The sequence below is a fragment of the Methanogenium organophilum genome (assembly GCF_026684035.1).
In the GTDB taxonomy this organism is placed as follows: domain Archaea; phylum Halobacteriota; class Methanomicrobia; order Methanomicrobiales; family Methanomicrobiaceae; genus Methanogenium; species Methanogenium organophilum.
Window position 1 is genome coordinate 2,044,021 of record NZ_CP113361.1, and the last position, 22,812, is coordinate 2,066,832.

25 protein-coding genes are annotated in these 22,812 nt (G+C 47.4%); 20 read left to right on the plus strand and 5 right to left on the minus strand.

Features of this window, described 5'->3' with window-relative positions:
• The first annotated feature begins 90 nt into the window (after positions 1-90).
• The 5 genes from OU421_RS10075 to OU421_RS10095 all read left to right on the plus strand — a co-directional run bounded on the left by OU421_RS10075 (position 91) and on the right by OU421_RS10095 (position 4,652).
• Positions 91-834, plus strand: a complete 744-nt coding sequence (locus OU421_RS10075; RefSeq protein ID WP_268185967.1) for a hypothetical protein — start codon at positions 91-93, stop codon at positions 832-834.
• Positions 835-900: 66 nt separating this feature from the next.
• On the plus strand, positions 901-2,568 hold the full coding sequence (locus OU421_RS10080; RefSeq protein ID WP_268185968.1) for a 2-oxoacid:acceptor oxidoreductase subunit alpha: 1,668 nt from the start codon (positions 901-903) through the stop codon (positions 2,566-2,568).
• Positions 2,565-3,413 (plus strand): thiamine pyrophosphate-dependent enzyme, encoded by an 849-nt coding sequence (locus tag OU421_RS10085; protein WP_268185969.1) that lies wholly within the window; start codon positions 2,565-2,567, stop codon positions 3,411-3,413. Before OU421_RS10080 ends, OU421_RS10085 begins: the two co-directional genes overlap by 4 nt.
• Before the next feature lie 44 nt (positions 3,414-3,457).
• On the plus strand, positions 3,458-4,012 hold the full coding sequence (locus OU421_RS10090) for a ferritin (RefSeq protein WP_268185970.1): 555 nt from the start codon (positions 3,458-3,460) through the stop codon (positions 4,010-4,012).
• A gap of 136 nt (positions 4,013-4,148) precedes the next feature.
• Positions 4,149-4,652 (plus strand): pyruvoyl-dependent arginine decarboxylase, encoded by a 504-nt coding sequence (locus OU421_RS10095; RefSeq protein WP_268185971.1) that lies wholly within the window; start codon positions 4,149-4,151, stop codon positions 4,650-4,652.
• 793 nt (positions 4,653-5,445) lie between these two features.
• On the opposite strand, the gene proS is transcribed toward OU421_RS10095, so the two are convergent.
• Genes proS through OU421_RS10110 form a run of 3 tightly spaced genes read right to left on the minus strand, consistent with a single transcriptional unit; the run spans position 5,446 to position 8,295 of the window.
• The gene (gene proS, locus OU421_RS10100) at positions 5,446-6,879 is read right to left on the minus strand and encodes a proline--tRNA ligase (RefSeq protein WP_268185972.1); all 1,434 of its coding nucleotides are present in this window, start codon (positions 6,877-6,879) and stop codon (positions 5,446-5,448) included.
• Between the two features lie 11 nt (positions 6,880-6,890).
• Positions 6,891-7,457: a stage II sporulation protein M gene (locus OU421_RS10105; protein WP_268185973.1), complete on the minus strand. Its 567-nt coding sequence runs from the start codon at positions 7,455-7,457 to the stop codon at positions 6,891-6,893.
• Positions 7,450-8,295: a DUF63 family protein gene (locus OU421_RS10110; protein ID WP_268185974.1), complete on the minus strand. Its 846-nt coding sequence runs from the start codon at positions 8,293-8,295 to the stop codon at positions 7,450-7,452. Before OU421_RS10110 ends, OU421_RS10105 begins: the two co-directional genes overlap by 8 nt.
• Positions 8,296-8,308: 13 nt before the next feature.
• Between OU421_RS10110 and OU421_RS10115 the strand changes: the two genes are divergently transcribed.
• Both OU421_RS10115 and OU421_RS10120 read left to right on the plus strand, forming a co-directional pair.
• A complete protein-coding gene (locus OU421_RS10115; RefSeq protein ID WP_268185975.1) occupies positions 8,309-9,388 on the plus strand; it encodes an NAD(P)-dependent glycerol-1-phosphate dehydrogenase in 1,080 nt (359 codons plus the stop codon).
• Between the two features lie 2 nt (positions 9,389-9,390).
• Positions 9,391-9,846, plus strand: coding sequence for a UPF0179 family protein (locus tag OU421_RS10120; RefSeq protein ID WP_268185976.1), 456 nt, complete (start codon positions 9,391-9,393; stop codon positions 9,844-9,846).
• On the opposite strand, the gene OU421_RS10125 is transcribed toward OU421_RS10120, so the two are convergent.
• Positions 9,847-10,731, minus strand: a complete 885-nt coding sequence (locus tag OU421_RS10125) for an ADP-ribosylglycohydrolase family protein (RefSeq protein ID WP_268185977.1) — start codon at positions 10,729-10,731, stop codon at positions 9,847-9,849.
• A gap of 53 nt (positions 10,732-10,784) precedes the next feature.
• On the opposite strand from OU421_RS10125, the gene OU421_RS10130 reads away from it, so the two are divergent.
• From OU421_RS10130 to OU421_RS10180, 11 genes are all read left to right on the plus strand, one after another.
• Positions 10,785-11,051 (plus strand): UPF0058 family protein, encoded by a 267-nt coding sequence (locus tag OU421_RS10130; protein ID WP_268185978.1) that lies wholly within the window; start codon positions 10,785-10,787, stop codon positions 11,049-11,051.
• A 5-nt stretch (positions 11,052-11,056) separates the two neighbouring features.
• A complete protein-coding gene (locus tag OU421_RS10135) occupies positions 11,057-12,634 on the plus strand; it encodes a tRNA uridine(34) 5-carboxymethylaminomethyl modification radical SAM/GNAT enzyme Elp3 (RefSeq protein ID WP_268185979.1) in 1,578 nt (525 codons plus the stop codon).
• Positions 12,634-13,785: a DNA primase catalytic subunit PriS gene (priS, locus tag OU421_RS10140; RefSeq protein WP_268185980.1), complete on the plus strand. Its 1,152-nt coding sequence runs from the start codon at positions 12,634-12,636 to the stop codon at positions 13,783-13,785. The genes OU421_RS10135 and priS overlap by 1 nt, the downstream gene beginning before the upstream one ends.
• A 24-nt stretch (positions 13,786-13,809) precedes the next feature.
• Positions 13,810-14,469: a hypothetical protein gene (locus OU421_RS10145; RefSeq protein WP_268185981.1), complete on the plus strand. Its 660-nt coding sequence runs from the start codon at positions 13,810-13,812 to the stop codon at positions 14,467-14,469.
• Between the two features lie 37 nt (positions 14,470-14,506).
• A complete protein-coding gene (locus OU421_RS10150; RefSeq protein ID WP_268185982.1) occupies positions 14,507-14,785 on the plus strand; it encodes a 50S ribosomal protein L44e in 279 nt (92 codons plus the stop codon).
• A 5-nt stretch (positions 14,786-14,790) separates the two neighbouring features.
• Positions 14,791-14,982 carry a 30S ribosomal protein S27e gene (locus OU421_RS10155; RefSeq protein WP_268185983.1) on the plus strand — a complete coding sequence of 64 codons (192 nt, stop codon included), beginning with the start codon at positions 14,791-14,793 and terminating at the stop codon, positions 14,980-14,982.
• Between the two features lie 4 nt (positions 14,983-14,986).
• Positions 14,987-15,772 (plus strand): translation initiation factor IF-2 subunit alpha, encoded by a 786-nt coding sequence (locus OU421_RS10160; RefSeq protein WP_268185984.1) that lies wholly within the window; start codon positions 14,987-14,989, stop codon positions 15,770-15,772.
• Complete coding sequence (locus tag OU421_RS10165; protein WP_268185985.1) at positions 15,772-15,927, plus strand: RNA-protein complex protein Nop10; 156 nt, start codon at positions 15,772-15,774, stop codon at positions 15,925-15,927. The genes OU421_RS10160 and OU421_RS10165 overlap by 1 nt, the downstream gene beginning before the upstream one ends.
• Entirely contained in the window at positions 15,920-16,666 is a 747-nt protein-coding gene (locus tag OU421_RS10170; RefSeq protein ID WP_268185986.1) for a proteasome assembly chaperone family protein, read from the plus strand. Before OU421_RS10165 ends, OU421_RS10170 begins: the two co-directional genes overlap by 8 nt.
• A gap of 1,307 nt (positions 16,667-17,973) precedes the next feature.
• Positions 17,974-18,153, plus strand: coding sequence for a 4Fe-4S binding protein (locus OU421_RS10175; RefSeq protein WP_268185987.1), 180 nt, complete (start codon positions 17,974-17,976; stop codon positions 18,151-18,153).
• Complete coding sequence (locus tag OU421_RS10180) at positions 18,143-19,336, plus strand: NAD(P)/FAD-dependent oxidoreductase (protein WP_268185988.1); 1,194 nt, start codon at positions 18,143-18,145, stop codon at positions 19,334-19,336. Before OU421_RS10175 ends, OU421_RS10180 begins: the two co-directional genes overlap by 11 nt.
• Here the strand turns inward: OU421_RS10180 and OU421_RS10185 are convergent.
• Entirely contained in the window at positions 19,328-19,993 is a 666-nt protein-coding gene (locus tag OU421_RS10185; protein ID WP_268185989.1) for a potassium channel family protein, read from the minus strand. The genes OU421_RS10180 and OU421_RS10185 overlap by 9 nt on opposite strands.
• Before the next feature lie 50 nt (positions 19,994-20,043).
• Here OU421_RS10185 and rnhB point away from each other — a divergent pair, with 50 nt between their 5' ends.
• Complete coding sequence (rnhB, locus tag OU421_RS10190; protein WP_326493497.1) at positions 20,044-20,688, plus strand: ribonuclease HII; 645 nt, start codon at positions 20,044-20,046, stop codon at positions 20,686-20,688.
• A 733-nt stretch (positions 20,689-21,421) separates the two neighbouring features.
• Positions 21,422-22,720, plus strand: coding sequence for a site-2 protease family protein (locus tag OU421_RS10195; RefSeq protein WP_268185990.1), 1,299 nt, complete (start codon positions 21,422-21,424; stop codon positions 22,718-22,720).
• Positions 22,721-22,812 lie beyond the last annotated feature (92 nt).

The window sequence follows — 22,812 nt, forward strand, 5'->3', positions numbered from 1 at the left end:
TCATTCGGAAATGCTGTATATATTCTTATCGGACACCTTCGGTGAGTGGTGTTGGTATGGAATGCCAGTATCCGGGAGTAGTATAACAATATGGCAAAATTATTCAGCTGGGAAATGAAACTTGCACTTTTTCTGGTGGCGGCATCGGTCGCTATTTATTCAACAAAGATGCTCGTGCTACATAATCCTGAAAATACGATAGATTACCTCTTTAATTCCATAGGTTTTCTTCCTATCAGTGTCCTTCTGGTAACTGTCGTCCTAAACCGCCTGCTGACAATCCGCTCAACGCAGGAAAAAATGCAGAAACTCAATGTGGTCATCGGGACATTTTTTGCCGAGGTGGGTAATCACCTTCTGGTAGTATTTTCTGATTTTGATGAAGATGTTTCTGTTCTGCGAAACAAGCTCATCATTAGCGATGAATGGGGTGATGACCGGTTTCGCGCGGTGTTAAAATCAATTGAAGATTATCCGTTCTCTGTGAACTGGGATGAAGTAGATTTTGCAGAGTTGGACCTGTTTTTGATGCAGAAACGTGATTTTCTTCTTCGTATGCTTGAAAACCCTGTCCTCCTCGAGAATCAGACGTTTACAGAGCTTTTACGTGCTGTATTTCATCTGAATGAAGAGTTACAGCGCCGTCCCGGGTTTGAATGCCTTCCTGAAAGTGACTGCCAGCATATCGGGGGGGATATCAACCGTGTGTATAAAGAACTTGTCTCAGAATGGATTCGGTACATGGAGTATCTCAAAAATAACTATCCCTATATGTATTCGCTTGCCCTTAGGACCAATCCATTTGATGAAGAGGCGGTGGCTATTGTGCAGTGAGGGAGGGCTCCCGGACAGAACTATTATCTCTTTTCATAGGCATGCAGAACGTGGGAGTTGTTATCGATGGATGGGTGTTCGGTACTAATTGGGGGAAAGGCAGGGTCAGGAATTAACCGTGCAGGTCAGACAATTGCCCGCATGTTTACCCAACTGGGGTATTATGCATATATGCATTATGACTATCCGTCACTGATTCGTGGCGGCCACAATTTTTCTCTCATTCGTGCCAGCACGTATCCGGTGGGAACACACCGTTCAGGAATTGATATTCTTCTTGCAATGGACTCTCCCACGCTCAGCCTTCATCGGCACCACTGCAAACGCGACGCCCTGGTCATCTATAACTCCGATACGGTGCGATCCGATACCGGTTCTGCGATCCCTCTGAAGAGTATTGTTGCAAGGAATGACGGGATGCATGTCATGGAAAATACAGCGATGATCGGTGCTCTGGCGTCTGCCATTGGTATGGACTGGGATGACTGTGGATATGTAATCTCACAAGAAATGCGCAAATTCACACAAAAAAACCTGGCGATTGCGAGGGATGCATTCCGGATGCAGAGTGAGAAAAAAGAACTGAAGCGCCTGTCACAATCTCCGGGTATTCTTCTCTCCGGAAATGATGCAGTCTCTCTTGGATTGCTCTCTGCCGGGCTGGACGGATATATTGCCTATCCGATGAGTCCGTCAACGGGTATTCTTCATTTCATGGCGGATGCTTCCGGTGAGACTGGTATACAGGTTTTTCAGCCGGAGAGCGAAATTGCGGCGATTACGATGGCAGAGGGAATGGCATATGCCGGGGCAAAGGCTGCTGTTGGCACATCAGGTGGTGGTTTCTGCCTGATGACTGAAGCACTCTCTATGGCAGGAATGGCAGAAATTCCGATAACCATTGTGCTTGCACAGAGGAGCGGTCCCTCTACCGGCACTCCCACATATACCGCTCAGTCAGACCTTCATTTTGCAATTCATGCAGGTCATGGTGAATTTCCCCGGTTTGTAATTGCTCCCGGGGATGCTGAACAGGCATATGTCTGGGCGGGGCATGCATTGTCGCTGTCCTGGCAGTTTCAGGTACCCTCCATTCTGCTGACAGATAATACCCTTTCAGAAGGGGTGTACACCGTTCCTCCGGATATGCTGCAGAAACGGATACCGGCCAGCCGGCCTGTTTCAGTTCATTTGTGGGAAGGGACGGAAGAGTATCAGAGATATCGTGATACTGAAGATGGCATATCTCCCTATGCATCTCCCCCTCTTTTTGGGGCTGTCATTAAAGGGAACAGCAAGTCACATGACGAGTGGGGAATATCAGTTGACGATGGGATGCAGCTTGCATCGATGACACGCAAGCAGATGAAAAAGATTCCCTCCATGAAAGATAGTGTTTCACAGCTGAAACCGGTCCTGATTGGAGGCAATCCGGATTCTGATATCTGTCTTATATCCTGGGGTTCAAATGCACCACTCTGCCGTGAGGCAGCACAGGTTATGGGAATAAAATCGGTTCAGCCAATTGTTGTGCATCCGTTTCCAGCATCTGAGATGACTGCAGCGACCTGTTGTTCTGTGATGACATTTCTTCTTGAGGATAACTATTCCGGTCAACTCGCGGATATCTGTGAGGCGCATGGTATTCCGGTCGATATTCGTCTCCCGCGTTTTGATGGAAGGCCATCTGCAATCGATCAACTGATCGAAGACCTGTGGGGGCTGGTTGGATGACGAAAGGGCTTATTACCGATGCCCAAAATACCTGGTGCCCGGGATGCGGCAATTTTGCCATACAGCATGCATTAAAAGACGTTATTCTGCGTCTGGAATCAGAGGGAGTTCCTCGCGAAAATATTGTTCTTGTTGTGGGTATCGGATGCCACGCAAAGATGGCAGATTACCTGAATGTAAATTCATTATATGCTCTTCACGGGAGGGCGGTTTCATTTGCGACAGGGATTTGCATTGCCCGTCCTGACCTGTTTGTGATCTGCTGTGTGGGGGACGGCGATGCATATGCGGAAGGTATTGCTCATCTGCTGTTTGCAGCAAAACGGAATGTGAATATGACTGTTCTTGTGCACAATAATCGTGTATATGGGCTGACGAAGGGGCAGGTAACACCAACCTCGCCTCTGGAGTATCACGGAAAGTCGAATCCTGATTCCAGAGAGGGAATCGCGCTGAATCCTCCTGAACTACTGTTATCGGTCGGTTGTAGTTATATTGCGCGGGGATACAGCCGGCGACAGGAGGAGCTGAAAGGACTGATTTATGATGGCATCGTGCATCCAGGTTTTTCCTGTATTGACATCCTTCAGATTTGTGCAAGTTTTCTGGATAAAACAAAGGAGTATGATCGCCAGGTGTATGTTCCTCTTGATCATAATCCTGAAGATTTTGATGCAGCCTGTCGTCTGGTGCGGGAATATTCCTATGAAGATTCCGGAAATATCCCTCTGGGGGTGGTATTTCATGAGGAACGGGATATCTTCCATGTAGGTACTCCTTTCTCTCGTCAGAGATATACTGATAAAAAGGGGTTCATTCTGCGTTTCATTGAAGAACGTAAATAAATTCTGCCTTTTCAATGCATAGGTATTTATGTTACGCATTGTTAATGAGCAGTGTTGACGTCATTCGAGGTGATGAGATGATGAATCAGAGAATTCTTGAGACAATCAATGAGCAGATAAAATGGGAGCTGTATTCCTCCTATCTGTATCTTTCCATGTCGGCATGGTATGATTCAATTGGACTGCGGGGGTTTGCAAACTGGGAACGGATTCAGGCGATGGAAGAACGTGACCATGCACTGAAATTTTATGATTATGTACTTGCCCGTGGCGGAGTTATTGAGCTTCAGAGTATTGATGCCCCCCCTTCTTCCTGGGAATCTCCGGAAAAGGCATTTGAGTTTCAGTATGCGCATGAACAGTCCGTTACTGCAAAGATCAACAATCTTGTTGAGATTGCACTTGAAGAGCGTGATCATGCAACATATAACATGCTGCAGTACTTTGTGGATGAACAGGTTGAAGAGGAGGACAATGCACATACTGTTCTCGAACAGTTGAGGATGGTCAGCGATGAAGCGGGGAAGAGCATTCTCTTCATGATTGATAAGGACCTTGCCGCAAGGGTATATAATCCGCCAGTGACTCAGGCTGAGTGAACCGGGACTTACTCTTTTTTTGTTATTATGAATTCTATCGATATTTATCTCTGCGAATATAATGGTGTTCGGCTGCGTGTTCAATTTATTTTATCTGAACTCGCCACCAAACGTGTATACTTATTTGGTGGTGAATATGAGCGATAGATTTGTACCAAAACGTGTATTTTTTACCTGTGGTGCTGGCCGTAGTCCGGATGAACTGACGTCATTTGAGATGGCATTGCGGGATGCATCGATTGAATGCTATAATCTTGTTACGGTAAGTTCTATACTGCCCCCGAAATGCAAAATTATCTCGAAGGGGGAGGCACTTCCCGATCTGCACCCGGGAAGTATTGTCTTTACGGTATTTTCGCGCCTCTCGTCCAATGAACCTCACCGAAGGATATCCGCATCTATTGGGGTTGCAATCCCGGAAGATATGGAATCCCACTGGGGCTACTTTACCGAGCATCACTCATTTGGTCAGGGTCCGGAACAATCCGGAAGATATGCGGAGAAACTTGCAGAGGATATGTTTGCCAGCCTCTCGGATAGCGCACTTAAGCGCACCATGAATATGACAAAGAGTGCAGTTGTGGGAGATGAGGGGCACTGGACAACTGTCATTGCAGCGGCAGTATTTCTGATGGACTAATTTGTCAGTTGTATGTGGTGGGAACTATTATATATTGGATTGTGGTTGGGTTCGACTTATGATGGGTGTTTGGCCAAATTATAAAAAAATATAAATACTGGTATGTCAAATATCGATCTGTCCTCTTTGGTGGCGGAGATACCGGGTCACTACAGTTTTCATTTTTTGGATCGTGCGCTCAATTGGATGAAATAACGGTTTAGACACTTTTCCTCCAATCTGAATTTTCATTCTCAGTGCACTCATAATCCCTGTCGGTGAAGTACCTTTGATATTGTTCCGGTCAGTAAACCGGAATGTGGATGTCTGTGTGGTGTCGTTTAGAAAACTGCTCGTCTCTTCTTTGAGTCTATGGGTGAGAAGACATTTTCAGGGGATGATATGCTCTGGCACCTTATCTGAATCACAAAATCGGGAGCGGGATTATTTGGTTTTCGTTGGCAATAATTTCGCGCAGATATTTTCCTTTGATTTGGGGGTGTGATATTCATCGGGGGGTAGTATCCTCAATATCTGCTCCGGGAAGATCAGAGTATCTATCTGTGTTCATCGTGATAATTCCGGGAGGGGTGGGCGAAGAAATGATTGAGGCCTTTATCGTCATACAATGTGGTGTTTCTGGTGCTGTTCGGGGGAATGGAGGTTTCAACAATTGATATCGTTGTGTGTCGGGGAAATAAGTCCGGTTATGCCGGGATAATATATTTTCCTGAATTTGGATCTTCTCTCTTTGTGAGAAAGCTCTCTCAACGGATTAATCTGCGTTGCAGCAATTTTTCCTTGGAAAAAAGAATTAATAGGTCCGTGCAATAATTGCCGGGCGTGCTGGTTTCCCGCAGATGATGCATGTGCCTTCAGTATCATCGATATATGCGCTTTGGACATCGGTACCCAGAACACTGACGTCAATCTCTGTTTCAATGGAGGTGGCACATTCCTTACATCCACACCACTGGATGACAGCCACGCCCTTGCCTGCCGCCTCACGCGCTTCTTCCAGAGAAGACACGGACATTATCTGTTCCTGCACCTTCTGTTCTGCCCGTTCTTTCAGGTGTCCTGTAAACTGTTCCATTATGGCTTTTACTTCAGGTATCAGTGCATCTCTCGTGACGGTGTTCTTTTCTCCCAGCCGCGTCACAGCCATGACTACACCATTATCAATATCACGCGGACCAATCTCTATCCTGAGTGGCACACCGCGCATCTCCCAGTGATAATATTTTGCACCGGGCCGAAGGCTCCGGAAATCTGTTTTTACCCTGAAACCGGCCTCTGTTAGTTCCATCTCAAGTTTTTCTGCTGCTAACCGGATCTCTTCTTCACGCTTTTTTATGATGATAGGAACAATCGCAATCTGCACGGGCGCGACAGCCGGTGGAAGAACCAGTCCCTTGTCGTCACCATGCATACTGATGAGTGCCGCAATGCAGCGTTCTGATATACCATAGCAGGTCTGGTATGCGAGCTGCTGTTCTCCCTGTGCGTCCTCGTAGGTGATATCAAATGTACGGGAGAAATGGTCACCCAGATGATGGGCTGTTCCAACCTGAAGGGTTTTTCCATCGGGCATAATGGCATCGGTTGCAAGGGTATAATCCGCACCGGGGAACTTATCCCATTCCGGACGGCGTGAGACGATGACCGGGACACAAAGCCGGTCATAGAATGTACGATATAGGTCCACTGCATCATTGACCTGTGCCTGAGCCTCTTCCCAGGTAGCATGGACGGTATGCGCTTCCTTGAATGAAGTTATCTCTCTCAGGCGAATGAGTGGACGGGTATGTTTTGTCTCATAGCGGAATGTATTCACGATCTGGTAGAGTTTTATCGGAAGATCTGCATGAGATCTGACCCACAGGGCATACATGGGGTATATAGCCGTCTCGGATGTGGGACGGAGTGCAAGTGGAACGTCAAGTTCACTCGTTCCGCCGTGGGTGACCCAGTATACCTCCTCTTCGAATCCTTTGATATGCTCTGCTTCCTTCATGAATTCATTTTCCGGGATCAAGAGCGGAAATAGAGTCTCATCATGGTCTTTATCCAGTAATTCCCTGAGGATTGCATAGGTTGCCTTTCGCATGGCAAATCCATGTGGGTACCAGACATAAACGCCCTTCACCGGATACCTGACATCCATTATTTCTGCCTGCCAGAGAATGTCATTGTACCATTCACTGAATGTTTCTTTCGCCGGGAGTGCGCCTTTATCTTCCTGCATATCTCATTCACCTAGATAAATAACTGTATGATTTCTGGCGTAATAAACCCCTCTATAATCGCTGCAATTCCAAGAAGGGGGAGAACATAGGCGAGGAATCGTTTGCCGTTTTCCTGTGCCGCAGAGATGGCATCCCCGGTGCCATGCAATTCTTTCCAGAGTTCTTCTCCAAGTAGCAGACCAAACATGCCTGCGAGTACAAGTGCGGGGATCTCAAATATTCCATGCGGGAGTACTCCTGCAAGAATTACATAGAGTCCCTGTTCCTGCCGAACGTATTCGACAACAAGGCCGATCACAAATCCGTTTACGGAGAGAATCAGGGTTGTGATCAGACCAAAGGATGCTCCGCCGATGAAAAGAATGACAGATGTTTCGGTATTGTTTGCAAAGATATTTGCCGCAACAACGGCCGGGTTTTCGGATTCAATATCTTCGAACACCTCTTCGTTCATCAGGGAAATCAGTTCTTCTCCGATGGACTCGTCCGTATGGACGGCAAAACCGCCGAGAATTCCGGTGAGAATGAGGATCGCTGCGGTAATGAGTGCAGCCCTTAGGTATCTCCGATCAAACATAGAGTATCATCCGTACCATATCCCTGATGCCCGGTGCCATGCCGACAACAATCATTGCAAGAATGATCAGGTGCCATAACTGGCTGTTTCCTTCTTTTCTGTACATTTCAAGCACATAAATGGCAGGGATTATTACCGCAAGTTTCAGCGCGAACATCGAAAATGCTGTGCCTGTGGCTTCTATCAGGTGGGACCCCACAACATGGACTTCAACATACGTCAGTTCGTGGAGGTCAATACCAAAACTGGTAGCACTTGCATCAAGCATGTGGCCAAAAATAAGCAGTTTATAGAGAATATCGTCGGCAAAAGACCATTTTAGACCATACCGGAGCAGACTCCAGACCGCTGCTGATGAAACCGCTGCCATTGCAAGAATTGTTACGAGCACTCCAAGCGCGATGCGTGTCTCTGTGATGCCAAAATATACCAGAACTGCTGCTGTTATGATACAGGCGCATATTCCCCCCGCTGCGTAACCTCTGGTGTATGATGCAATCAGACCGTTTTTCTCAAGTGTTCTTGCAATGACGAGCAAGGTAACGGTGATGAAGAAGACGACAAAGAAGATGACTGGCGTTACCAAAATGACATTCCATGGCCGGGGGATAATTCCCGTATCTTCAACAACCCGCAGTAATCCTCCGAGAACGACGAATGGGATGGTTGATACAATAAACTCCTGATCAATATCAATACCCGTCTTTTTCAGCCACCGGTATACCAGATAAACGGCAAGAATGAGGATGAGTGCATAGGTGAGTGTATCGACGATAGTATAGGGTTCACCATTTAATGTTGGACCAACGTAATATTTGTATATAAAATCCCAGATCATTTAATGATAGTACATGAGTCCTGACGGTATAAAATTACTCAAAACACCTGTTTTGGATAAATCAAAATGGATGCAGCTGCCACGTGATGTTATTATAGGTCATGATGTGCTCGCGCAGCTGCCAAAGGTTTGCGAGGACCTTCAGGTATCCGGCTCTGCGCTTGTATTCAGTGGGAAGGGGACTATGGATGTTGCAGGCAGCCAGGTTCTTTCACTGGTTCGGGAGGTGATGGATGCTGAGCTCTTTATTGTCGATACTATAACGCCGGAGATCATTTCTGAGGCGGAAGAGGCAGGGAGCGGTGTTGATGTCTTTATCGGTGTGGGGGGCGGCAAGGTCATTGATACTGCAAAAATTGTTTCATACAACTGCTGTCGGCCGTTCATCAGTATCCCTACAGCGGCATCTCATGATGGTATTGCATCATCGCGTGCGTCCGTACCGGTGAAAGGAGGGAGTGTATCACTGGAGGCAAACCCTCCTATCGCACTCATTGCTGATACGGGCATTATCGCTGCAGCACCCCACCGTCTCCTTGCGGCAGGGTGTGCAGATGTGATATCTAACTATACTGCCATTCTTGACTGGGAACTTTCCCACCGCCTGCGGGGAGAGCCCGTTTCTGAGTATGCAATAGCACTTGCACGAATGACTGCAGAGATCATCAGTAAAAATGCTGATCTCATTAAACCACATTCTGAGGAGAGCGCATGGACCGTCGTTAAAGCACTGCTCTCATCGGGTGTAGCAATGAGTATCGCAGGTTCATCCCGCCCCGCATCGGGTGGAGAACACAAATTCAGTCATGCCCTTGATCAGATTGCTCCGGGAAAAGGACTGCATGGTGAGCAGTGCGGTATTGGGTCAATTATCACCATGTATCTTCATGGTGGTGACTGGAGAGGTATCCGAACCTCTCTGAAAAAGATTGGGGCGCCGACAACGCCGAAGGAGATGGGGATTGATGACTATTCTGCTGCGCAGGCTCTTGTCCTTGCCCATACTATCCGTCCGGAACGGTTTACCATTCTTGATATGGGTGTGACGGAAGAGGTCGCTCGGGAACTGATTGCTATGCTGTATGAGGAATAAAAATGACTGAAAAAGGCGAACGCACAAAGATTACGCTGGTGGGGAAGACCCTCGCACGGGAGGGGGTTGAATTTGTGTATCGGGGAGAGGTCCGCGAATGTGAGGGCTGCAGGCTCAGGAAAGTCTGCCACAATCTTCGGCCCCATCGGCGGTACCGGATTGTGGGAATACGGACAACAACACTCCATACCTGCCATGTCCATATGGACGGAGCGTATACAGTGGAGGTGGTTGAATCTGAGATACCTACAGCAGTGCCGGCAGAACGTGCAATCCTGAATTCTACTGTAACCTATGAGGCAGGCTGCACACAAAGCGACTGTGCCAATTTTGATCTCTGTAATCCCGAAGGCATTGTTTCCGGTGATGGATACCGAATTGCTTCGATTGATGACGAGGCTGTTATTGCCTGTGAGCTTGGAAAACGGATGAAACAGGTTCTTCTGAGCCCGTATTAATCAATCTTTTTTCATTATCCAGAGTGACTTCCCACAGGCGATTACCTCATTCATTCCTTCCGTCTTCTGGAGCCATTCGCGAGGCAATGCTTCTAAACCATATTCGGCGCCCTTCAGCGCGCCGGCGAGGGCGGCAATGGTGTCTGTATCTCCTCCCAGCATTACTGCCTGGGTGACGGCATCGGTAAACGATTGTGCATGAAGAGCGATAGATAATGTCGCGTGAAGGGTATCAAGTGCATCCATGGATGGGTTCAGCGGGAAGTGTTCCGGGGAAATAATCCGCTCACGCACGTCATGGTTTTCACAGGTATTGTATGCCCTCTCTGCTGCGTGGGGAAGATTGTCTCCCCGGATCAGACATGAGATCAGAGTGTTGAATGCTGCTGATGCTTCACATGCAACGGGGTGAAAATGAGTGATCCTTGATGCGGCAATGCTGTATGCCCTGACATTTTCCGGAGGGTAGACAATTCCAATGGGTACGCCCCGCATTACACTGCCGTTTGTCCGGCCACCTCCCGTCTCTTCAAAGAGCGTCTGTGCAGCTTCCAGTGGAGCGCATCCGTTTTTGATCCGACCAAAGACCTCTCGTGAGGTTGGACCGTAGAATTGTGAATCCCGATCAAATTCATGAATTAGAGCCATTATTGCATCATATTCATCAAAATATCTGCATTTGATGATTGATTTTGATATTGAGAGTGTTTGCATTGTGTCATCCGTAAACTGGCCATACATTATCGGATTTAATCCGAAATATCCTGTTTCACGGATGCTATGTTCCGGTGGCGGACCTCCTTCATACGGCGCACCAAATGCATCTCCGAGAGCCAGTCCGGCGAGTGCCGCAATTGCACGTGAAATCTGCGATATAAAGATCACCAATAAACTATATGTTCTCGTGATTAGTAGTAATTCTAAGGATTGGTGATCTGGTGCAGAAAGAGGAACTACTACATCTTCACATGCTCTTTGTCCATGTGAAAAAGTACTATGAAGCGACGTACGGGGACGAGGTTTGCACAGCCGGATATGATGGTCTTTCCATCTCACCGGTGCACATTCATAAAAATAAATCCTGCCATAAGGAGGCAATTCTCATGCTGGGCGATGAACTTGTTTCATATCTGAAGTCCAAGGGTCTTGCTTCACTTGATTATCAGGAGTATTCGACTCCTGATGAGGTTATTGCCGGTCAGTAAACGGTATGCAGGACAATGATGTTCTCCGGGAAATCATTTCCCGGCTCTCTTTTCCAGGAATTTCTTCTGCAGATGTTCAGAAGATAAAGATAGAGGTTGCAAAAAAATACCACTTGTCTGAGATTCCGAAAAATTCATCGATACTTGCAGCCGCGGCTGATGATGAATATGAAGCGATGCGTACCATCCTTCAGGTTAAACCCACGCGGACGCTCTCTGGTGTGGCACCTGTTGCAGTGATGACTTCTCCACATCCGTGTCCGCATGGTATATGCCTGCCCTGTCCGGGTGGGCCTGATCATCCGTTTGGATCGCCCCAGAGCTATACCGGCGAAGAACCTGCGGCACTCCGCGGTCGTCAGTATGCGTTCGATCCATATGTGCAGGTGCGCCAGCGAATTTTACAGTTCGAAGAACTGGGCCATCATATTGACAAGGTTGAGCTGATTGTTATGGGGGGGACGATGACAGCCCGGGATCCTGTTTATCAGCAGTCATTTATGGGTTCGTGCATCCGTGCTATGAATGAGTATGGGGGTGATGTCCTTCCCGATGACGGCGCCACGTATGAAGAACTGTGTCACAGGAATGAGACTGCAAAAGCGCGGTGTATTGCTGCAACATTTGAGACGCGTCCGGACTGGTGCAAAAAAGAGCATATCGATCGTATGCTTTCCCTTGGGGTAACGAAGGTTGAACTGGGTGTTCAGCAGCTAAAAGACGATATCCTTGAGTATAATCGTCGTGGGCATGGGGTTGCGGAGAGTATCTCTGCAAATACTCTGCTCAGGGATGCCGGAATTAAGGTTGGTTTTCATGTCATGCCGAATCTCCCTTCAGCAACGATGGAGGATGACCGGTGGATGTTTGAAGAACTCTACCGTAATCCCTCATACCGACCGGATTTCCTCAAGATTTATCCGACACTTGTCACTCCGGGTTCAGAGATTGAAGCCTTGTGGGAGGCAGGAGGGTATGTAACATATCCGGAGGACGACCTGATTGACCTCATTGCCTTTGGCAAATCATGTATTCCGGAATATACCCGCCTCCAGCGTGTCCAGCGTGACATCCCGGCACGGCTGATTGTATCCGGTTCGCATCACAGCAATTTCCGTCAGCTTACCATGAAACGGCTTCAGGAGGGGGGTGAAAACTGCCGGTGTATCCGCTGCAGAGAAGCAGGACGCGCCCCGGTAAGCGGTGATGCAGTAATTGAGACGATGACGTATGAGTGTTGTGGGGGAACGGAGCATTTTATCTCCGCTGTGGCCGCTGATTCTCTCATTGGATTTATTCGTCTGCGGTATCCGGGTAATCCCTGGCGTGCTGAATTGTCCGGATGTGCTCTTATCCGTGAACTGCATGTATACGGCTCTCTTGTCCCCCTGAAAAAAAGTGGAACAAAAACACGTGAGTGGCAGCACCGGCAGTATGGGGCATGCCTCCTGCAGCAGGCAGAAGAGATGGCGGCATCAGCGGGATATCGCTCGGTTGCCGTCATGAGTGGTATCGGTGTCCGGCCATATTATGCCAGGCACGGATATGAACGTTCAGGGCCATATATGGTAAAGAGGGTCTGATGAATCCTGCTACCCGTGAATATATCCGTCAAAAATTCGCTGCGTATTATGCACACGCTCAGGTGTTTGTGCCCCCATCTCTTCGGGAGCGTGAATGGGGATTTATTCCGTTTGACGAAACGTCAAAGTTCTCAATGCGTCGTCATATGGCATTTCAGTCACGTGAGGAATTGGCATCCTATGTCCGGGCGACTGTGCCCCGTCATATGTATTTTTCCACGGCGTACTATGAATTGCCGTCAGCTCCGACGATGAATGACAAAAACTGGGTGGGTGCGGATCTGATCTTTGATCTTGATGCAGATCACATTGTCCAGAAAGTATCTTATGATGTCATGCTTACCCGGGTGAAAGAAGAAACCCTGAAACTTATTGACATGCTCACAGATGAACTTGGATTTTCCAAAAGGAGTCTGGCACTGGTCTTTTCAGGCGGCCGAGGGTATCATATCCATATTCGGGATATAGAATGTCGGGAATGGGGCAGTTCACAGCGGCGTGAACTGGTAGACTATGTCTGTGCTATTGGTATTGATTCCGGGTTCATGCTCACCTCTCATCAGGGGGGGGTAGGGGGGTGGCCCGCACGGTATCGTTCCTCCCTGCGGGAAGAACTGCAGCGTATCCGCGATATGGGAGCACATGACGGGGTGAAATATCTCTCATCCCTGCGCGGCGTGGGTGAGGGTTCGGCACGTTCGCTCTTTGATGAAATAGATGCGGTCATCGCATCGGTCAACGATCTCTCTTCGCAGGTGGTTCTAATGAAGAATAATGCGCTTCGGGCTCTCACCGGCGAGGATTATGAACCTATGAAACAGCTGCTCCGGTCGCAGGCTGCTCTGACCGATGAACCGGTTACAACCGATATTAAACGACTGATACGGGCGCCTGGTTCTCTGCATGGTGGTTCCGGGTTCCGGGTAACAGAACTTGCGTCCGTTGCGGACCTTGAGCGGTTTGATCCTCTTGTTGATGCCGTTGTTGATTTTGGTGGGAATATGGTATCTGTGGAATGTCCGTTCCCTCTCACAATGCCTATGATGGGTCAGGAATATACTATTGAGAAAGGGGTAAACCGGGTGCCTGAAGAATTGGCAGTATTTCTGTGCTGCAGGGGCATAGGGGAGATAACTGCCCCGGATTTTTGATGAGCAGAAATGGAGAGCAGATGAATGGAGCTTGAAGATCTGCGGATTGTTATTCTTGATGAACGCGAAAGCGGAAAACTCACAACGATATCTCCGGATATCTTTGAAAAAGCGCAGGAGCGGTTGCGAGAACTGTACTCCCAGGCACAGTCCATCGATAATTTTCTGACTGACCGTGGCTCAGATCTCATGAATGAGATTGATAGTCTTAAGGTTACGTTGAATGACATTTCCCGTGAAAGGTTCAAAAAAATCCTGAAGATGGCCATAAATCAGATGGATACGCATTATGTGGACCCTCTGGAACTTCGGAAGATGATCTCCGAAGAGCGGGAGATGTACGATGATATCCGTGCAGCAATTTCAACCTGCCGACACTCTCTGATCGACGGCGCGATAGCTGAGAGGATGAAATCCGTCCCGGAAACTCCTCTGTCGGTGTCGGAAGACGGAGGGGCAGATCTCCCTGATGAGGGGGAGGTGTGTTCCGGTGAATCGGAAATCCCCGTTCCGATCGGTGGGGGGTATGACCTGGTTCATGTCCTTGATGATATCGAACCTTTTATGGGGACTGACGGAAGAATATATAGTCTTATTAAAGATGACCTGGTCTCGCTTCCTCTCAGGAATGCGCAGGTACTTTATGAACGCAACATAGCCTTAAATATTAAGGTAAGTAAATAATATTGGGATTCAATATCCACATAAAGGGGCTTATTCCATGAAAATGCCAACGAAATTTAAAACCTACTGTCCTTATTGCAGGAAACATGAGACCCATGAGGTCGAAAGGGTGAAGCGCGGGAAAGATATGCATCTTCATTGGATCGACAGGCAGAAAGACCGCCGGGGTAAAGTCGGGAACAGAGGAAAGTTCTCAAAGGTGCCTGGTGGCGACAAGCCTACAAAGAGAATCAATGTGAGATACCGCTGCACCGTATGCGGCAAGGCTCATCTGCGTCGTGGCGTAAAAGCTGGTAAATTTGAACTGGTGGAGTGATTGAAATGGTACGTATCAACAGAGAAAACCGGAGCGCTTTCTACAAAGTAAAGTGTCAGGACTGCGAAAATGAACAGATTATCTTCCAGCGGGCAAGCACAGCTGTTGACTGTGTTGTCTGTGGAAGTGTCCTTGCAGAACCATCTGGCGGGAACGCTAAGATTCATGCAGAGATTATCGAAGAGTTGAGTGAGTAATCCTATGCTAGAGAGAGAGTGGCCTGACGAAGGTGAACTTGTTGTCTGCACGGTTACAAATGTGAAGGATTTTGTTGCATTTGTGACCTTGGATGAATATGGTGAACGTGAGGGCCTGATACCTATTGCTGAGGTTGCCCGGGGCTGGATTAAGCACATCAGGGATTATGTCCGTGAAGGTCAGAAGGTTGTATGCAAGGTTCTCCATGTTGAAAGATCCAAAGGCCATATCGATCTCTCGCTGAAGGATGTAAATGACCATCAGCGTAAAGAGAAGATCCATGAATGGAAAAATGAGCAGAAAGCCCGGAAATGGATCTCGTTTGTCTCAAAGGCATCCGGAACTGATGAGGAATCAATACAGAGTGTATTTTATCGCGAGTATGGGGCATTATTCCCGGTATTTGAAGATGTCCTCACGGATGAGTCCGGGACGATCGCTCGCCTAAACCTTGATAAAAAGGTTTCAGATGCGCTGATCTCGGTCGCGAACGAAAATGTAAAACTATCCAAGGTTACCATTACCGGAAATCTGATTCTTACATCTACCAAACCGGACGGAGTGAATGTAATTCGTCGTGCGTTACGCAGCGCTCAGCCAACGATTGAGGGGGTTGAGATTGAACTGGTGTATGTTGGTGCCCCAAAATACCGTGTGAAAGTGACTGCACATGACTACAAGACCGCTGAAAAGGCGATTAACAAAGTTGCGAAAGCCGCAGTTGGTGTTGTGGAACGTGCGGGCGGCACCGGAGAATTTGTCCGGAAAGCACGTTCTGGTAAAAATTAATGGTTGGAAGAATTCGACGATGTCCGTCTGACGGATCATATACACTCAATTTTTTTTGTCCGCACTGTGGCAATCAGACCCGGACTGCACATCCGGCACGATATTCCCCGCAGGACAGATATGGTAAATATCGACGGAGAATTCGTTATGGATGATATTCGTATAAAAAAGCTCACGGATAAGGACTATCATGCTGATATTCTTATTGAAGGTCTTCCCGGTGTTGGGCAGGTTGGAAAACTTGTTGCTGAGCATATGATTGAAGAACTGGGCGCTGAAAAGATTGCAGAGATCACATCAATATTCTTTCCTCCACAGGTGCTGATCGATGAAACCGGTGTTGCGCGCCTTTCCTGTAATGAAATTTATGTGGTTAGTAAAGATGATCTCTCGATCGCGTTTCTTGTAGGCGACGTTCAGAGTGGGTCTCCTGAAGGGCATTACCTGCTTGCAGATGCGTATCTTGATGTCGCAGAAGAACTGGGAGTAAAACGAATTTATACTCTTGGTGGGTATGGGACCGGCCATCTGCAGGACGAGATTCAGGTACTGGGAGCGGTGAATAATTCTGACCTGCGGGAGACTGCTGAAACTGCAGGGGTAATTTTCTCACATGATGAGCCGGGTGGCGGTATCATTGGCGCCTCGGGGCTTCTCCTGAGTCTTGGTGCTGAGCGTGGAATCGAAGGGATGTGCCTGATGGGGGAAACCTCCGGGTACATTGTTGACCCCAAGAGTGCACATGCGGTTCTTGGTATCCTGAATGTTCTGACAGGCCTTGATATTGACGACACGAAGCTGGAAGAACGTGCTGTTGAGATGGAAGGGATTGTTGAAAAGATTCGAGAACTTGAGAATGCAAAGGCCGATGAAGAACTCAGCTATATCGGCTGATCTGGCAATCAGCGCAGATATTCATAATCATTCTCCTTTTTTTGTGGTCGTTTCAATAGTGATGTTTTCTGTCTGCCTTTCTGGGGCAGGCCTAAAACAAAGGTCATAGGTATTCTGTGAGCAGGCGACCCTGTTCATTCCGGGTAGCGTTCTTTGTGGGAAACATGGACAATGATGGGGCATCCTCATTGTTCCGACGATTGAGGTGGAGGCGGAGAGATGGATCATCATCTCACCATGGTAGATATCTTATAGCGTTGCAGCGGCAATTGTGGAGATCTTTCTACCGGTTAGTAGGATAATATCTGAACATACGGGAAGTAGTATCTCTCTTTTCCACCGGGAGAAGGTGTCCTGGAATCTGTTATGCACTGCGGGGGTTTTCGGGCTGGTCTTGACTCCATGGGCGGGGATGTCAGGAATATGCCAGCCACGTGAATAGGGAAAAATTCGATATTTCCCATTTCTGGGATTAGGTACCTTATGCAGACAGCTTGTATGGGCAGGTATTACTGAACCGGATGGGTTGGTGTTCTCCTCTCACATTATGATGCGCATGTTCCTCTTTCCTCTGCATGGAGGGAGACAAGTATGGCACTTGTATTTTTCTCTCTCAGTATAAATTCCGGGGTATAACAAGCATAATTTTTCCGGGGTAGGAAGTGCAAAATGGGCACATATCCCGCCCGGAAGTTGATCCGCCTGTAGAAATTTCTCTCTCCTGCGTGTTTTCAGAAAATAATTACTCTGGATATATCCGGAGACATTTTCTGCATAAATATGAATTCCGGAAAGCCAATTATATGACGCCGGTCTCAGACATTCTGTGGTCTCGAGACGTTCATTCTAATTTTCTCTCCTTCTCTCCATTATTGGGGTTTTCAGGACGTGCCGATGTATATCAGAAATCATTTCCGATCATTTCCGATGAATGTCTCAGAGGGACAATGTCTGGATAGGATTGTAACCAATAGCGGGGAAGAGAGACAGTGTCGGCTAATATAAACAGGATGGTTATACGCGCGTTGATATTTATGTTCACCCCTCTAATTATTCTCTGAGCGATTTCTCAGGAAATGTGCGAATCTATAGGGAAATATGTACGGGATGCCGGATAATTTCTGCATATTGAAAATTATCCGGAAAATTGGTTTTATGGATAGATGCTGGGATGCGGTTGATCTTTGGTACTGCAGAGGGTTTTGTGCGTCCTTCCCCCTGGCACATGTAAGAATTAATGGATCTGTTTTAATTTTCAGGCAGTCTGAAAGGAAGGGTTATACTTCCGAATGACCAAATTATTCAAAATGCTTGTCATCAAAAGGGAAGTTTGCGGCTACTGCGGTGCCTGTGTTTCGGTCTGTCCGAAAGGTGCACTCGAACTGGTAGATGCGTATCTTACCGTTGATCCTGACACCTGTACAGAATGTGGGATATGTTCCGGAATATGTCCTCTTGGCGCTCTGGAGGTGAAGAATGCAGAGTAAGTACGATGTTCTGGTAATCGGAGGAGGTCCTGGTGGTGCTATGGCCGGAAAGGCTGTTGCAGAGGCGGGACTTTCCTGCTGCATTGTAGAAAAGCGCCCGGCAATCGGTGCGCCTGTGCGGTGTGCAGAGGGTGTGGGTAACGAAATATCAGAACTGGTTGATCTGGATCCCAAATGGATATCATCAAAGATTGAAGGTGCTCAGCTTATTGCTCCTGATGGACAGGTTCTTGAACTGAACCCTGAGATGGCTGGCAATGAAGTTGGCTATGTCCTTGACAGAAAAATCTTTGATCGTGATTTGGTCTGGAAGGCTGCAAATGCAGGCTGTGATGTTTTTGTTAAGTCGCGTGCAAGCGGTGCTATCATCAAAGACGGTAAGGTATGTGGTGCAACAATAGAGCATGGAGGAGAGACATTTGATGTATATGCTGATGTGGTCATTGCAGCAGATGGTGTTGAATCCAAGTTTGCACGCTGGTGCGGTATTAACACAACTGTTCCCATGGCGGAGATTGAAACCTGTGTGCAGTACCTGATGACCAATATTGACATTGACCCCGGCCTGAATGCGTTTTATCTTGGGCGTGAGGTTGCCCCGGAAGGATATATCTGGATATTCTCTAAAGGTGACCGCACGGCAAATGTCGGCATTGGGATCTCCGGAAAGATGTGTAAAGACGGCAAGCGGCCAAAAGATTATCTGGATGCCTTCATTGCAGAACATCTTCCCAATGGGAAAATAATCGAGTTAATTGTCGGCGGTGTTTCTGCCTGCAAACCACTGGAATGTACGGTGGCAGACGGGCTCATTATTGTCGGTGACGCAGCGAGACTGAGTGATCCGATAACCGGCGGCGGCATAATCAATGCAATGTATACCGGAAAACTGGCCGGTGAGGTAGCAGCAGAGAGTATTGCAGCCGGAGACTGCAGTAAAAAAACCCTGATCAAATATGATACGGAGTGGCGGAATTCTAAAATGGGGAAGGCCCTGAAACGTAATTATCAGGTCAAAGAGATCTTCATTAAATTAAAGGACGAAAAACTGAATTCCATCGTAAGTTCGGTGAATAAACTAGATATGGAAATATTTGATACCAAATATCTTATCCGTGAACTGGTCAAATACAACCCGTGGCTGTTAAAAGATATTGGAACCCTCAAACGGCTGTTAGACTGAATTTTTCAGCTGCCGGTTGAGAATATTCAGACACTCTTTTTCTGCATCCTTCTTCGTAAAGACAATGATTTTATCTCCTTTGCGTATGCGCACTTTGCCACTTGGAATGATGATGTCTCCTTTCTGGCGTTTAATTGCAATGAACACAAAGTCTGTCACATCAAGTTCCTTGATTTCATGATCAATCATCGGAGCATTGTTGTCGACATCGATTTCAAAGATGGATCCTCCGGGTATTGATGCCAGTTGGTGAAGTTCGGTATTTTCTGACCAGAAATACAGGCGTTCAGCCACCAGTTCATCAGGGTTTTCACTGATGTGGACGCCAACCTCCTTGAACATCTCGGAATGTTCATTCTGGTTTACGATGGAGACTACATTTGGGACATTGAATTTTTTTGCCAGCCAGCAGGCCATCAGGTTAACTGCGTCGTCACTTGTTGTTGCAATGAGTGCCTGTGCACGATCGATTCCTGCATCCAGAAGGATTGATTTGTCGGTTGCATTTCCGGCAATAGCAAGGACATCATAATGGTCGATAATCTCATTGCAGCGTTCCTCGTCCTGATCAATAACTGCAACTGAATTTCCATTTGCAACAGACATTGCTGCGAGGGCCCTGCCGATACCTCCGAGACCAATGATGATGATATACATCAAGATGCGTATCGAACACACCTATTGATATAGGTTGTGGATTGAACCGTATGTACGTGATATGTGGTGTTGATGAAGCCGGAAAGGGATCTGTTCTGGGTCCGATGGTAATTGCAGGCGTTTCTGCCCCGGATATGGATATTGTCGCATCAACGGGCGTTGCAGATTCAAAAACCCTTTCACGAAACCGTCGTGAAATTATCTACCGTGAGATTACGGAAAATTTTCTATTCGCCTGCAGAATTATTTCTGCTGAAGAAATCGACCGTCTCCGCGCAGAAATTTTAATGAATGAGATCGTTGCGCAGGCACATGCGGAGGTGATCCGGAAACTTCCTTCCTGTACGGCATTTGTGGATGCCTGTGATGTTAATGCCGAACGATACGGGAGAACGGTAGGGGGGTATGCAGGTGATGGATATTCTGTAATATCCGAACATAAGGCAGATGTCCGGTATGCGGTGGTTAGTGCCGCGTCAGTTGTTGCAAAAGTGACGCGTGACAGATGCATCGATCTGCTTCATGAGGAATTTGGAAATTTCGGGAGTGGATATCCGTCAGATCCTCTGACGATACAGTTTCTTGAAGACTATATTAAAGAATTCATGCAACCTCCGTCCTGTGCCCGAACGTCATGGGAAACGACACGAAGGATCATGGATCGGTTGTCACAGGCCACTCTCTTTGATTTCTGATGAGGGACAAATGTCGTCAATTACATAATGAAGAAACCAGATGTCTGTATCTCGCACCCTCCCGTACAGGGTGCATCCTCTGAGGGGGCTGTCGGGAGGGAAACCAATGACTGTGAGGCATCCTGATAACTTTGCCTGAGTCGTAAACAGAAATCCCCCCTCTCCCGCACGACCGTGGTCGTGCTCCTCCTCCCCCCTCCGGGGTGAGGCAGTTCATGGGATAGACGATGTGTAGGGTTTGCACAATCAATTTCCTGCGAGAACAGATCTCCCCAATGCACATAATGAAGAAACCAGATGTCTGTATCTCGCACCCTCCCGTATAGGGCACATCTCTTGAGGGGGCTGTCGGGAGGGAAACCAATGACTGTGAGGCATCCTGATAACTTTGCCTGAGTCGTAAACAGAAATCCTCCTCTCCCGCAGTTCATGGGAAAGAGGGTGTATGGGTTGCCCTACTAGTTTCCTACCCGAACAAATGTCCCCAATTCACATAATGAAGAAACCGGATGTCTGTATCATGCACACACCCGTACAGGGCGCATCCCTGAGGGGTCTGTCGTGTGTAACCCCCAGACAGTAAAGCATCAGGATAACTCAGCCTCAAAACTAAACCCCCTCTCATCCATCCGGCATATGGACTAATTTGAATGAATTCATATCACAAAATATCAACATAATGGACAAACCGTCATACAATCGTTTATCATCACTGAAGCCAACGATATAATGAATGGAATGGCTATTCATCGGCATTATTGCAGTAATTGTGTATGCCCTTGTTGCTGGTTATATTAAATATTCTCACATATGGGAAGATCATATCACCTTTTATGGACCAATTCTTGCACTGAAGACTGAAAAGGTCGGATTCTTTGATTATTTCAGGAGACAGGCCGGATTCTGGCGTGGATATGGGACATTGGGCGCAATCCTTGTGGTAGTTATCTCGGTTCTCATGTCTGCCCTCCTTGTTCTTGGAGTGTACAGCTCCCTGATGAACCCTCCTGCACCGGAAGGAATTTATGAACCGCAGAATATTCTTGCTATTCCCGGAGTGAATGATTTCATTCCGATTACCTATGCTGTCATTATCGCGTTTTTTATTACCCTTCTTGTCCACGAATTTGGACATGCTATTCTTTGCAGGGTTGAAGATATCCGGGTAAAAAGCACTGGCATACTCTTTGCAGTCATTCCCATCGGTGCCTTTGTTGAGCCGGATGAAGAGGAGGTTGAAAATGCACCCCGTCCGTCAAAAATTCGGATGTATGGCGCGGGTATTACTAACAATCTTGTTGTAGCACTGGTTTGTTTTGTGGCCATTGTCGGTTTAATGGGCATGGCAACTCCCTTGTCCACACCAATAGTTAAGGGTGTCTACGTGGGCTATCCTGCGGACCTCTCGGGAATATCTCCCGATTCGGTGATTTCTGCTGTTGATGGGGTTCCGGTGGAATCAGTACATGATGTGTCTGACATTCTGCAGACAACTGCTCCGGGGGATACACTCTCTGTTACAACGCTAAAGGATGGTATGTATTCCGACTATTCCCTTGTTCTGGAAGAATGGCCAAAAGATCTCAGCAATAAGACCAGTGGATTTATGGGTGTTGTGTATTATTCTCCGGAATCGGCTCAATTGGCATTTAATACCTTTGTCAAAAGCCCCATTGGTCCACTCCTGCTCCTTTATGTGCCCATTAATACTGTCATTGATGATGATAGCCTGAATCTGGGAATCCTTGCTTTCGATGTTGCATATGCTGAGATGTGGGATGTGCCATTCTCTGGATTCTGGGGTGTGGTTCAGGTATTGTTCTGGACATTCTGGTTCAATCTGGCAGTGGGGACATTCAACGCTCTCCCGTTCATTCCACTTGACGGCGGGTATATTATGCAGGAAGGAGTGACAGGAATTCTGGAAAAGCGTGGGCGAAAAGACCTTGTTCCGTTTGTGGTATCTCTTATCAGTTCATTTATGGTGGCAGTGATGCTTCTTTTACTGGTTATTCCATACATATTTGGATGAAGGTCTCTTGAATACCTGTTTCAGCCATATTTTTTGATTATTCTGCACCATGATCGGGGCTGGCATGAAAAACGATACTTATGTATAAGGAT

Coding starts and splice junctions, on each gene's coding strand:
- priS (WP_268185980.1), top strand. CDS start 12,634: ATGAATCCTGCTACCCGTGAATATATCCGTCAAAAATTCGCTGCGTAT.
- OU421_RS10135 (WP_268185979.1), top strand. CDS start 11,057: ATGCAGGACAATGATGTTCTCCGGGAAATCATTTCCCGGCTCTCTTTT.
- rnhB (WP_326493497.1), top strand. CDS start 20,044: ATGTACGTGATATGTGGTGTTGATGAAGCCGGAAAGGGATCTGTTCTG.
- OU421_RS10155 (WP_268185983.1), top strand. CDS start 14,791: ATGGTACGTATCAACAGAGAAAACCGGAGCGCTTTCTACAAAGTAAAG.
- OU421_RS10175 (WP_268185987.1), top strand. CDS start 17,974: ATGCTTGTCATCAAAAGGGAAGTTTGCGGCTACTGCGGTGCCTGTGTT.
- OU421_RS10115 (WP_268185975.1), top strand. CDS start 8,309: ATGAGTCCTGACGGTATAAAATTACTCAAAACACCTGTTTTGGATAAA.
- OU421_RS10075 (WP_268185967.1), top strand. CDS start 91: ATGGCAAAATTATTCAGCTGGGAAATGAAACTTGCACTTTTTCTGGTG.
- OU421_RS10105 (WP_268185973.1), bottom strand. CDS start 7,457: ATGTTTGATCGGAGATACCTAAGGGCTGCACTCATTACCGCAGCGATC.
- OU421_RS10095 (WP_268185971.1), top strand. CDS start 4,149: ATGAGCGATAGATTTGTACCAAAACGTGTATTTTTTACCTGTGGTGCT.
- OU421_RS10085 (WP_268185969.1), top strand. CDS start 2,565: ATGACGAAAGGGCTTATTACCGATGCCCAAAATACCTGGTGCCCGGGA.
- OU421_RS10145 (WP_268185981.1), top strand. CDS start 13,810: ATGGAGCTTGAAGATCTGCGGATTGTTATTCTTGATGAACGCGAAAGC.
- OU421_RS10120 (WP_268185976.1), top strand. CDS start 9,391: ATGACTGAAAAAGGCGAACGCACAAAGATTACGCTGGTGGGGAAGACC.
- OU421_RS10195 (WP_268185990.1), top strand. CDS start 21,422: ATGGAATGGCTATTCATCGGCATTATTGCAGTAATTGTGTATGCCCTT.
- OU421_RS10185 (WP_268185989.1), bottom strand. CDS start 19,993: ATGTATATCATCATCATTGGTCTCGGAGGTATCGGCAGGGCCCTCGCA.
- OU421_RS10110 (WP_268185974.1), bottom strand. CDS start 8,295: ATGATCTGGGATTTTATATACAAATATTACGTTGGTCCAACATTAAAT.
- OU421_RS10080 (WP_268185968.1), top strand. CDS start 901: ATGGATGGGTGTTCGGTACTAATTGGGGGAAAGGCAGGGTCAGGAATT.
- OU421_RS10090 (WP_268185970.1), top strand. CDS start 3,458: ATGAGCAGTGTTGACGTCATTCGAGGTGATGAGATGATGAATCAGAGA.
- OU421_RS10160 (WP_268185984.1), top strand. CDS start 14,987: ATGCTAGAGAGAGAGTGGCCTGACGAAGGTGAACTTGTTGTCTGCACG.
- OU421_RS10165 (WP_268185985.1), top strand. CDS start 15,772: ATGGTTGGAAGAATTCGACGATGTCCGTCTGACGGATCATATACACTC.
- OU421_RS10170 (WP_268185986.1), top strand. CDS start 15,920: ATGGATGATATTCGTATAAAAAAGCTCACGGATAAGGACTATCATGCT.
- proS (WP_268185972.1), bottom strand. CDS start 6,879: ATGCAGGAAGATAAAGGCGCACTCCCGGCGAAAGAAACATTCAGTGAA.
- OU421_RS10180 (WP_268185988.1), top strand. CDS start 18,143: ATGCAGAGTAAGTACGATGTTCTGGTAATCGGAGGAGGTCCTGGTGGT.
- OU421_RS10150 (WP_268185982.1), top strand. CDS start 14,507: ATGAAAATGCCAACGAAATTTAAAACCTACTGTCCTTATTGCAGGAAA.